General features: G+C 70.5%; 8 protein-coding genes and 1 pseudogene. 5 read left to right on the top strand and 4 right to left on the bottom strand.

Features of this window, described 5'->3' with window-relative positions:
- Nucleotides 1–287: 287 nt before the first annotated feature.
- Both FV223_RS11410 and FV223_RS11405 read right to left on the bottom strand, forming a co-directional pair.
- Nucleotides 288–1,919, bottom strand: a complete 1,632-nt coding sequence (locus tag FV223_RS11410; protein ID WP_147727157.1) for an alpha-D-glucose phosphate-specific phosphoglucomutase — start codon at nt 1,917–1,919, stop codon at nt 288–290.
- 60 nt (nt 1,920–1,979) lie between these two features.
- Nucleotides 1,980–2,600 (bottom strand): WHG domain-containing protein, encoded by a 621-nt coding sequence (locus tag FV223_RS11405; protein WP_246686535.1) that lies wholly within the window; start codon nt 2,598–2,600, stop codon nt 1,980–1,982.
- Between the two features lie 205 nt (nt 2,601–2,805).
- On the opposite strand from FV223_RS11405, the gene FV223_RS11400 reads away from it, so the two are divergent.
- Together FV223_RS11400 and scpA are read left to right on the top strand one after the other, a co-directional pair.
- Nucleotides 2,806–6,225 (top strand): acyl-[ACP]--phospholipid O-acyltransferase, encoded by a 3,420-nt coding sequence (locus tag FV223_RS11400; RefSeq protein ID WP_147727155.1) that lies wholly within the window; start codon nt 2,806–2,808, stop codon nt 6,223–6,225.
- A 152-nt stretch (nt 6,226–6,377) separates the two neighbouring features.
- Nucleotides 6,378–8,543, top strand: a complete 2,166-nt coding sequence (scpA, locus tag FV223_RS11395; protein WP_147727154.1) for a methylmalonyl-CoA mutase — start codon at nt 6,378–6,380, stop codon at nt 8,541–8,543.
- 17 nt (nt 8,544–8,560) lie between these two features.
- On the opposite strand, the gene FV223_RS11390 is transcribed toward scpA, so the two are convergent.
- Together FV223_RS11390 and FV223_RS11385 are read right to left on the bottom strand one after the other, a co-directional pair.
- Entirely contained in the window at nt 8,561–8,764 is a 204-nt protein-coding gene (locus FV223_RS11390) for a hypothetical protein (RefSeq protein WP_147727153.1), read from the bottom strand.
- A gap of 113 nt (nt 8,765–8,877) precedes the next feature.
- Nucleotides 8,878–9,351, bottom strand: coding sequence for a hypothetical protein (locus tag FV223_RS11385; protein WP_147727152.1), 474 nt, complete (start codon nt 9,349–9,351; stop codon nt 8,878–8,880).
- Between FV223_RS11385 and FV223_RS11380 the strand changes: the two genes are divergently transcribed.
- The 3 genes and pseudogenes from FV223_RS11380 to FV223_RS31725 all read left to right on the top strand — a co-directional run.
- Nucleotides 9,346–9,960, top strand: coding sequence for a hypothetical protein (locus tag FV223_RS11380; protein ID WP_147727151.1), 615 nt, complete (start codon nt 9,346–9,348; stop codon nt 9,958–9,960). The two genes, FV223_RS11385 and FV223_RS11380, sit on opposite strands and share 6 nt — an antisense overlap.
- Entirely contained in the window at nt 9,947–10,321 is a 375-nt protein-coding gene (locus FV223_RS11375; RefSeq protein ID WP_147727150.1) for a transcriptional regulator, read from the top strand. Before FV223_RS11380 ends, FV223_RS11375 begins: the two co-directional genes overlap by 14 nt.
- A 48-nt stretch (nt 10,322–10,369) precedes the next feature.
- Nucleotides 10,370–10,455: pseudogene (locus tag FV223_RS31725) on the top strand (isoprenyl transferase); the annotation flags it as partial.

The following is a 10,455-nucleotide window of genomic DNA, read 5'->3' as shown; positions in this document are numbered from 1 at the left end:
GGCCAGCCCACCCCGAGCGCGCCGAGGGCGGCGCTGCCGAGCACGAGGTTGCGGCGCGTGAGCGAAGTCTTGTTCATCGGGCACTTTTCGATCGCGGAACGGGAACGATCCGCGCGTCGAAGGAAACGGCGACGCCCTCCGTCGATCGGACGGCATCACCGATCCACGGGCAAGGAGGACCTCCTTGCGTTCCGCCGCGTGGGCTCGTGCCGACATGGGAGGCACACAATATGCCAAGCGCCGCCCGGCACCTCCGCAACCGGTAGTCTACCGGGATCGGTTCCGGCTCACGTCACCACGCTCGGCTCGGCCCGTCCGGTCAGCGCCTCGATCTCCGCCAGCTCGCGGGCGACGGCGACCAGCGGAGCCAGCACCGCGGCGACCGGCCGCTCGAGCCGGTCCGGCGCCGCCTCGTAGCGCTCGATGTAGACGCGCAGCGTCGCGCCCGCCGTGCCGGTGCCGGACAGGCGGTAGACGATGCGGGCATCCTCCGCGAAGGTGACGCGAATGCCCTGGCGCTCGCTCACCGAGCCGTCGACCGGGTCGACGTAGCGGAAATCGTCCGCCGCCGAGACCGTGACGTCGCCGATCCGCCGGCCGGGCAGCTCCGCGAGCTTGTCCCGCAACCCGTCCATCAGCCGGTTGGCGGCGTCCGAGGCGATCTCCTCGTAATCGTGCCGGGTGTAGTAGTCGCGCCCGTACTCCGCCCAGTGCTCGCGCACGATCGCGTCGGCGCGCTTGCCCGTCGCGGCCAGGATGTTGAGCCAGAGCAGCACCGCCCACAGCCCGTCCTTCTCGCGGACGTGGTTCGAGCCGGTGCCGGCGCTCTCCTCGCCGCAGAGCGTGATCAAGCCGGCATCGAGCAGCGTGCCGAAGAACTTCCACCCGGTCGGCGTCTCGTAGGCGCCGATCCCGAGGCGGGCCGCGACGCGGTCGGCCGCGCGGCTCGTCGGCATCGAGCGGGCGATGCCGGCGAGCCCGGATGCGTAGCCGGGCGCGACGCTTGCGTGCGCCGCCAGGATCGCGAGGCTGTCGCTCGGGGTCACGAACAGGCCCGGCGCGACGATCATGTTGCGGTCGCCGTCGCCGTCCGAGGCCGCGCCGAAATCCGGCGCGTCGGGGCCGAGCATCAGCTGGTAGAGGTCGTGGGCGTGGACCGGGTTCGGATCGGGGTGGTGGCCGCCGAAATCCTCCTTCGGCTCGCCGTTGACCACCGTGCCGGGCTCGGCGCCGAGCATGCCTTCGAGGATCGCGTGGGCGTAGGGGCCGGTCACCGCGCTCATCGCATCGAAGCGCATGCGGAAGCCGGATGCGAACAGGCGGCGGATCGCGTCGAAATCGATCAGCTCGGCCATCAGCGCGGCGTAGTCGGCGACCGGATCGATCACCTCTACGACCATGTCGCCGATCCGCGTCGCCCCGACCTGGTCGAGGTCGAGGTCGGGCACGTCGGCGATGCGATATTCCGTCAGCGTCTTCGTCGCGGAATAGATCGCCTCGGTGACGCTCTCGGGCGCCGGGCCGCCGTTGGCGGTGTTGAACTTGATGCCGAAATCGCCGTCCGGCCCGCCGGGATTATGGCTCGCCGAGAGGATGATGCCGCCGATCGCGCCGGCTTTGCGGATCACGCAGGACGCGGCCGGCGTCGAGAGCAGGCCGCCCCGGCCGACGAGGACGCGGCCGAAGCCGTTGGCGGCGGCGATCTTCAGCGTGGTCTGGACCACCGCGCGGTTGAAGAAGCGCCCGTCGCCGCCGAGCACCAGGGTCGCGCCCTCGCGGCCGGCGACGGACTGGACGATCGCCTGAACGAAGGTCTCGACGTAGTGCGGCTGGCGGAAGTGGGCGACCTTCTTGCGCAAGCCGGACGTGCCGGGCTTCTGATCGGAGAACGGCGTCGTCGGCACGCGTTTCAGGACCATGGTTCGCTCGATCTCTCAGGGACTTTCCGCCCAACAACCCGGTTTCGCGGGAGCGGTCAATCAGCCCGCCGGATCCGCCGCCAGGAAGCGGGCGACGAGCATCCGCGCGAGGTCCGCGGGGGCGGCGTCGGTCAGCGCCCCGAGCTTGCCCGAGGTCGAGAGCGAGGCGAGCCCGTGCAGCGACGCCCACAGGGCGGCCACCGCCTGGGCGCGCTCGGCGGCGTCGGGCAGCAGCGGCTCCAGCGTTCCGTCGACGAGGCCGGTCGCGGAGGCCAACGCCTCCCAGTACCAGTCCGGCACCGCGGCGCCGCGCGCGGGCGCCTCGTCGGAGACGAGGCTCCAGATCGCCGAATCCGCGGCGACGAAGGCGAGGTAGGCGGAGGCCAGGGCCGCCGCGTTCGCCCGCGGTGACCCCGCCGGGTCGAGGGCCGCCGCGAGCGCGTCCCGCAGCCGGGCGAAGGTGCGGGCGTTCACCCGCAGCAGCACCGCGTCGAGATCGCCGACCGCATTGTAGATCGAGTTCGGCGCGTAGCCGATCGCGGCGGCGAGCGGCCGCATCCCGAGGGCGCGCACGCCCTGGTTCCGGACGATGCCCTCGGCGGCCTCGCAGACCAGCGCGAGGAAGCCGGCCCGGTCGACGTCGCCGCGCGGGCCGGCGGCGCGCTTCTTAACGGTCTTCACGCTATGCATCCGCGGTGTCCCGTGCGGTCGCGCACGGGATGCAGCGATAGATTGCACGGCGTGCAAGAACAAGCTTGCGCACCGCCCGCGATCGCTTAGTTTGCACGTTGTTCAAATGCCGTCGTCCAGCGTGGATCGCACCGGGCCCGGGATTTGACGCGACCGCACGGGTTGAGCCAGTCATGGCCCAGCCGGGGAGACCGCCATGTTCCGTTCGCTGATGACCGCCCGGCGTTTCGCGCCGCTGTTCTGGTGCCAGTTCTTCTCGGCCTTCAACGACAACTTCCTGAAGAACGCGCTCGCCTTCCTGATCCTGTTCAAGGTCTCGCAAGGCGGCGATTCCGACTCCGGCATCCTGGTGACGCTGGCGAGCGCCGTGTTCATCGGGCCGTTCTTCATCCTGTCGGGCCTCGGGGGCGAGCTCGCCGACCGCTACGACAAGGCGGTGATCGCCAAGCGGCTGAAGTTCGCCGAGATCTTCGCCGCCGGCACCGCGGTGCTCGGGTTCTTCCTCGCCTCGGTGCCGATCCTGTTCGTCGCGCTCGGGCTGTTCGGGACGATCGCGGCCCTGTTCGGGCCGATCAAGTACGGCATCCTGCCCGACCACCTGCGCCGCGAGGAGCTGCCGGCCGGCAACGCGCTGGTCGAGGCCGCGACCTTCCTCGCGATCCTGCTCGGCACGATCGCCGCCGGCTTCGCCAGCGCCATGGGCGGCTCGCACCTCGTCTTCGGCGGCCTGATCATGGCCTTTGCCGTGCTGTGCTGGCTCGCGGCGCGGGCGATCCCGCGTACCGGCGAGGGCGCGCCCGACCTGCAGGTCGACCGCAACGTCGCGCGCTCCACCGTGGCCCTGCTGCGCGACCTGTGGAGCGACCGCCGCCTGTGGCGCGGCTCGATCATCGTCAGCTGGTTCTGGCTCGTCGGTGTGGTGGTGCTGTCCTTGCTGCCGCTGCTGGTGCGGCACGACTTCAACGGCTCGGAGACGGTGGTCACGTTGCTGCTCGCGGTGTTCTCGGTCGGCATCGCGCTGGGCTCGGGCCTGGCCTCGTGGCTGTGCAGCGGGCGGATCGTGCTGCTGCCCACCCCCGTCGGCGCGCTGCTGATGGCCCTGTTCGGCCTCGACCTCGCCTGGACGGTCGCCCACCACGCGCCCGAGCCCGGCGCGATGATCGGCGCCGCCGACTTCCTGCGCACGGGCTCCGGCCTGCGGGTGGCGATCGACTTCCTCGGGCTGGCCATGGCCGGCGGCCTCTACATCGTGCCGTCGTTTGCCGCGGTGCAGGCCTGGACCGACAAGGACAAGCGCGCCCGCATCATCGGCGCCGTCAACGTGATGACCGCGGCCTTCATGGTCGGCGGCACCTTGGCGCTCGCCGCGCTTCAGGGCGCCGGCTTCTCGAGCGCGACGCTGCTGGCGCTCGTGGCGGTGCTCAACCTCGTCGTCGCGGTCGTGGTCCTCGTCACCCTGGAGACGAGCCCGTTCCGCGACTTCCTGTCGATCCTGTTCCGGGCGTTCTACCGGCTCGAGGTGCGCGGACTCGACAACGTGGAGAAGGCCGGCGCGAACTGCATCGTCGCCCTGAACCACGTCTCGTTCCTCGACGCGCCGCTCGCCCTGTCGCTGCTCGACCAGGAGCCGGTCTTCGCCGTCGACCACGGCATCGCGCAGCGCTGGTGGGTGAAGCCGTTCCTGCGGGTCACCAAGGCGATGCCGCTCGATCCGACCCGGCCGCTCGCCACCCGCTCGCTGATCAACGCGGTGAAGGGCGGCGAGACCCTGATCATCTTCCCCGAAGGCCGCCTCACCGTCACCGGCAGCCTGATGAAGGTCTACGACGGCGCCGGCCTGATCGCCGACAAGTCCGGCGCGATGGTCCTGCCGGTGCGGATCGAGGGGCTCGAGAAGACCGTGTTCTCGCGGCTGTCCCGCGATCAGGTGAAGCGGCGCTGGTGGCCGAAGGTGGTCGTCACGGTGATGCCGCCGGTCAAGCTCGGGGTCGACCCGGAGCTGAAGGGCAAGGCGCGCCGGCAGGCGGCGGGCGCGGCGCTCTACGGCATCATGTCCGAGCTGGTGTTCGACACAACCGACATCGACCGGAGCGTGATGACGGCGCTGATCGCGGCCGCCGAGCGCTTCGGCTGGCGCCGCACGGCGCTGGAGGATCCGGTCTCGGGCAAGCTCACTTATTCCCGCCTCGTGATGAGCGCCAACATCCTCGGCCGCAAGCTGATGCCGTTGGCGGGGGAGGGGCGGGCGATCGGGCTGATGCTGCCCAACGCGAACGGCGCCGCGGTGACGTTCTTCGCGCTGGCCTCCGCCGGCCGGGTGCCGGCGATGATCAACTTCTCGGCCGGCGCGGCCAACATCCTCTCCGCGTGCACGGCGGCGCAGGTGACGAAGATCTTCACCTCGCGCGCCTTCATCGAGAAGGGCCGCCTCGGGCCCCTCGTCGAGGCGATCAAGGACAAGGTCGAGCTGATCTACCTGGAGGACGTGCGCGCCACGATCACGACGGGCGACAAGATCCGCGGACTGCTGGCAGCGCGCAGGCCCCTCGTGGCGCGGACCGGAGAGGATGCGGCCGCGATCCTGTTCACCTCCGGCTCGGAGGGGACGCCGAAGGGCGTGATGGTCGCCAACCGCGGCATGCTCTCGAACGTCGCCCAGGTCGCGGCCCGGATCGATTTCGGGCCATCCGACAAGGTGTTCAACGTGCTGCCGATCTTCCACGCCTTCGGGCTGACCTCGGCGCTGGTGCTGCCGCTGGTCTCGGGTGTGCCGGTCTACCTCTACCCGTCGCCGCTGCACTACCGGATCGTGCCGGAGCTGGTCTACGGCTCGAACGCCACGGTCCTGTTCGGCACCGACACCTTCCTGACCGGCTACGCCAAGGTGGCGCACGCCTACGACCTGCGCAGCTTGCGCTACGTCGTGGCCGGCGCCGAGCCGGTGAAGGATTCGACCCGCCGGACCTACGCGGAGAAGTTCGGCCTGCGCATCCTCGAGGGCTACGGCGTCACCGAGTGCGGACCGGTGGTCGCGGTCAACACGCCGATGTTCAACCGCTTCGGCACCGTCGGGTGCCTGGTGCCGGGCATGGAGCACCGCCTCGACCCGGTCCCCGGCATCGAGGAGGGCGGCCGCCTCGTGGTGCGCGGCCCCAACATCATGCTCGGCTACCTGCGCGCCGAGAACCCCGGCGTGCTGGAGCCGCCGCCGGACGGCTGGCACGACACCGGCGACATCGTCGCCATCGACGCGCAGGGCTTCGTCGCGATCAAGGGCCGCGCCAAGCGCTTCGCCAAGATCGCCGGCGAGATGATCTCGCTCGCCGGCATCGAGGCGACCGCCGCCGACCTGTGGCCGGACAGCCCGAGCGCGGTGGCCGCGGTGCCGGACGCGCGCAAGGGCGAGCGGCTGGTGCTGTTCACCCAGCGCAAGGACGCGACGCGCGCCGCCTACCAGACCTTCGCCAAGGGCCGGGGCGCCCCCGACCTCGCGATCCCGGCCGAGGTGGTGGTGGTCGACGCGATCCCGATGCTCGGCACCGGCAAGGTCGATCAGGTGGCGGTGACCAAGCTCGCGCAGGAGCGCGCGGGCGGGCAGGAGGCGACGGCGGCGTGATCGCTTAGGGCACGTCTTCCCTCCCCCCTTGCGGGGGGGGGGTGCGACCGGAATATCCTGTCGCCGTGTCGCCTTGTCGAAGAGGGCTGTCGCGTCTGATCGGGTCTCGCCTATAATGCCGAAAAGTCCGGCCCCGATCGAGAAGACCGCCCATGACCTCCCGCATCCCGAACTTCGCCGAGATCGCCTGGGGCGCGGACGCCGTCGCCGTGCCGCCGCCGCCGCCGGGGGAGCCGTGGATGACGCCCGAGGGCATTCCGGTGAAGACCCATTACGGGCCGGACGACCGGGCCGGGCTGGAATTCGTCGACACCTATCCGGGCATCGCGCCGTACCTGCGCGGGCCGTACCCGACGATGTACGTCACGCAGCCCTGGACGATCCGCCAGTATGCCGGCTTCTCCACGGCCGAGGATTCGAACGCGTTCTACCGGCGCAACCTCGCCGCCGGGCAGAAGGGCCTCTCGGTCGCCTTCGACCTCGCGACCCACCGCGGCTACGATTCCGACCACCCGCGCGTCTCGGGCGACGTCGGCATGGCCGGCGTGGCGATCGATTCGATCTACGACATGCGGACGCTGTTCTCCGGCATCCCGCTCGACGAGATGACCGTGTCGATGACGATGAACGGCGCGGTGCTGCCGATCCTCGCGCTCTACATCGTCGCCGCCGAGGAGCAGGGCGTGCCGCCGGAGAAGCTCGCCGGCACGATCCAGAACGACATCCTCAAGGAGTTCATGGTCCGCAACACCTACATCTACCCGCCCAAGGGCTCGATGCGGATCATCTCGGACATCTTCGCCTACACCTCGCAGAAGATGCCGAAGTTCAACTCGATCTCGATCTCCGGCTACCACATGCAGGAAGCGGGCGCGACGAACGACCTCGAGCTCGCCTACACGCTGGCCGACGGCGTGGAGTACATCAAGGCGGGGCTGGCGGCCGGGCTGACGATCGACAAGTTCGCCCCGCGGCTGTCGTTCTTCTGGGCGATCTCGACGAACTACTTCATGGAGATCGCCAAGATGCGGGCCGCGCGCCTGATCTGGGCCAAGCTCGTGAAGGAGTTCGAGCCGAAGAGCGAGAAGTCGCTGCCGCTGCGCACCCACTCGCAGACCTCGGGCTGGTCGCTGACCGCGCAGGACGTGTTCAACAACGTCACCCGCACCTGCATCGAGGCGATGGCGGCGACGCAAGGGGGCACCCAGTCGCTCCACACCAACGCGCTGGACGAGGCGCTGGCGCTGCCGACCGACTTCTCGGCGCGCATCGCCCGCAACACCCAGCTGTTCCTGCAGCAGGAGAGCGGCACCACCCGCATCGTCGACCCGTGGGGCGGCTCGTACTACGTCGAGAAGCTCACCGCCGACATCGTCGCCCGCGCCTGGGAGCACCTGCGCGAGGTCGAGGAGCTCGGCGGCATGGCCAAGGCGATCGAGGCCGGCATCCCCAAGCTCCGGATCGAGGAGGCGGCGGCGCGGGCCCAGGCCCGGATCGATTCCGGCCGCCAGACCATCGTCGGCATCAACAAGTTCAAGCCCGACGACGAGATGAAGATCGAGCTGATGCGGGTCGACAACGGCAACGTGCGCACGCTGCAGATCGACAAGCTCAAGCGCCTGCGCTCCGAGCGCGACCAGGCCGACGTCGATGCGCGGCTGGCCGCGCTGACCGCGGCGGCGGAAGGGGAGGGCAACCTGCTCGAGCTCGCCGTCGAGGCGGCGCGCGCCAAGGCGACGGTGGGCGAGATCTCGGATGCGCTGGAAAAGGCCTGGGGCCGGCACCGGGCCGAGATCCGGTCGATCTCGGGCGTGTACAAGCGGGAGGTGGGTGGCATGTCGCCAGCGGTCGAGCAGGTGCGGGGGCTGGTCGAGGCCTTCGAGGAGAACGACGGGCGCCGCCCGCGCATCCTCGTCGCCAAGATGGGGCAGGACGGGCACGACCGCGGCCAGAAGGTCATCGCCTCGGCCTTCGCCGACCTCGGCTTCGACGTCGACATCGGGCCGCTCTTCGCGACGCCGGCGGAGGCCGCGCGGCAGGCGGTGGAGAACGACGTCCACATCGTCGGCGTGTCGTCGCTGGCGGCCGGCCACCTGACGCTGGTGCCCGAGCTGAAGGCCGCGCTGACCGAGCAGGGCCGCGGCGACGTCATGATCGTGATCGGCGGCGTGATCCCGCCCGGCGACTACGATGCGCTCTACGCCGCCGGCGCCTCGGCGATCTTCCCGCCGGGCACGGTGATCGCGGAGGCCGCGGTCAAGCTGATCGAGGAGCTGAACGGCCGGCTCGGCTACGCCGCCCGGCAGGCCGCCGAGTAGCGCGCCCCCAAAGAGCGCTATTCCGAAGGCGTCTGCGTCTGCGAGGCCGGCGCCGACGGCGTGATCGAGCCGGTGGCCTCGGGGCCGCCGGCGCGAAACATGGCCTGGGCCGACTGCTCCGCCCGCTCGCGATCGAGCTTCTGCGCAGCCAGCAGCGCGCAGACCACGAGCAGGCCCACCCCGAATACCGCCTTGGCCGTCGTCCAGATGCGATCGAGCATGCCAAATGGTGGCATGCCGTCGGTTAGCGGGATGACAACGCCAGCGCTTTTTCCGCGGCCCGGCGCGCCGATCGCCCGGGCGATCCGGGCGCCGGGCGAAAGCGACTGTTGCGCTACTTGGTCTTCTTGCCGGCGGTCTTGATCGCGGCGCTGACCATGTCCTTCGTCGAGGGCGCCGCAGCAATCGTCTTCGAAACCACCTTCTTCGGTTTCTTCGTCTCGCGATTTCCGCGCTTGTTCTCGGATGCCATCATGCTCTCCCGCTGGTGATCGCGGCGATGATGGCACGGTTTTACGAAATCGCGCCCTACAAAACACTTGCCTCGCGCATTCGCGAGACGCGCGAAGACATCTGGGCGGAATGCCCGGGCCCTCGCGACGGGCCCGGTCGGCGGGCGGGCCGCATTCGCGGCGCGCAGCCCGTCACGGCGGACGACGACGACGAGGTCGCGCCGCCCCCTGATCCACGAATGCCAGCGACTTCGCCATAAATGAAACCAACGGTTGCAATAATTCGCTTGCCGCGTATGCGGCCTCGGGTTACTTTGCAATGCAAAGCGCGATTCGACGCCGGAGAGCCCATGCACGACCTCGACAAGGCGCTGGCCGACATCGTCGCCATCCGCTCGCAGATCGCGCGGGACACCGCGTTCCGCGGCCTCGGCTCGGCGGCCCTGGCCGCCACCGGGGTGCTCGCCCTGGCGACCGCGTGCGGGCAGGCGCTCTGGCTCGGCGATCCGGACGCGCGGCCGCTACTGTTCTTCGGCCTGTGGATCGCGACGGCCTGCGCAGCGGGTGGCCTCATCGGCATCGAGACGGTTCGGCGCTCGCGCCAGCTGCATTCGGGCCTGGCGGACGCGATGGTGTGGAATGCGATCGAGGGGTTCATGCCCGCCGCCGGGGCGGGCGCCTGCCTCGCTCTGGTGATCGCGCGCTTCGCCCCCGATCAGGTCTGGATGCTGCCGGGCCTGTGGCAGGTGCTGGTCGGCCTCGGCCTGTTCGCCTCGGCGCGGATCCTGCCGCGGGCGGTGCAGGGCGCGGGCGCGTTCTACCTTCTCGCCGGCCTGACCGCGCTGGCGGTCGCGGGCGAGACCCGGGCGCTCTCGCCCTGGCTGATGGGCCTGCCCTTCGCCATCGGGCAGGGCTGGCTCGCCGTCGTGATGTCCGGCACCGGAGGCGGCGATGGCGATCTCTGATCGGGCCGACGGCCGCTTCTCCTACGACGGTCTCGATCGGGTGATCCACGAGAAGGCGCGGCTCAGCGTGCTGACCTCGCTCGTCGGCCATCCGAAGGGCCTGGCGTTCCCCGACCTGAAGCGCCTGTGCGGGCTCACCGACGGCAACCTCAGCCGCCACCTCGCGGTGCTGCAGGAGGCCGATCTCGTCAGCCTGGAGAAAGGCCACGCCCATAACCGTCCGCAGACCCTGTGCCGGCTGACGCCGGCGGGGCGGGCCCGTTTCCTCGAGTACCTCGGCGTCCTGGAACAGGTGGTGCGCGACGCCGCCAAGGCCGCCCGCCTGCCGGAATCCGGCCACCTCAACACCACCCCGGCCTGACGGCCGACCGCCCGCCATCCGCGCCGCCCCCGACCGGAGCCTTCCAAGATGCAAAGCCCCACCGACACCAGGCCGGGCCTTCACGCCGCGATCATCATGGACGGCAACGGGCGCTGGGCGACCCGGCGCGGGCT

The sequence above is a fragment of the Methylobacterium sp. WL116 genome (genome assembly GCF_008039455.1).
In the GTDB taxonomy this organism is placed as follows: domain Bacteria; phylum Pseudomonadota; class Alphaproteobacteria; order Rhizobiales; family Beijerinckiaceae; genus Methylobacterium.
The sequence above is the reverse complement of the archived record's forward strand: the minus strand, read 5'-3'. Positions and strand labels throughout refer to the sequence as shown.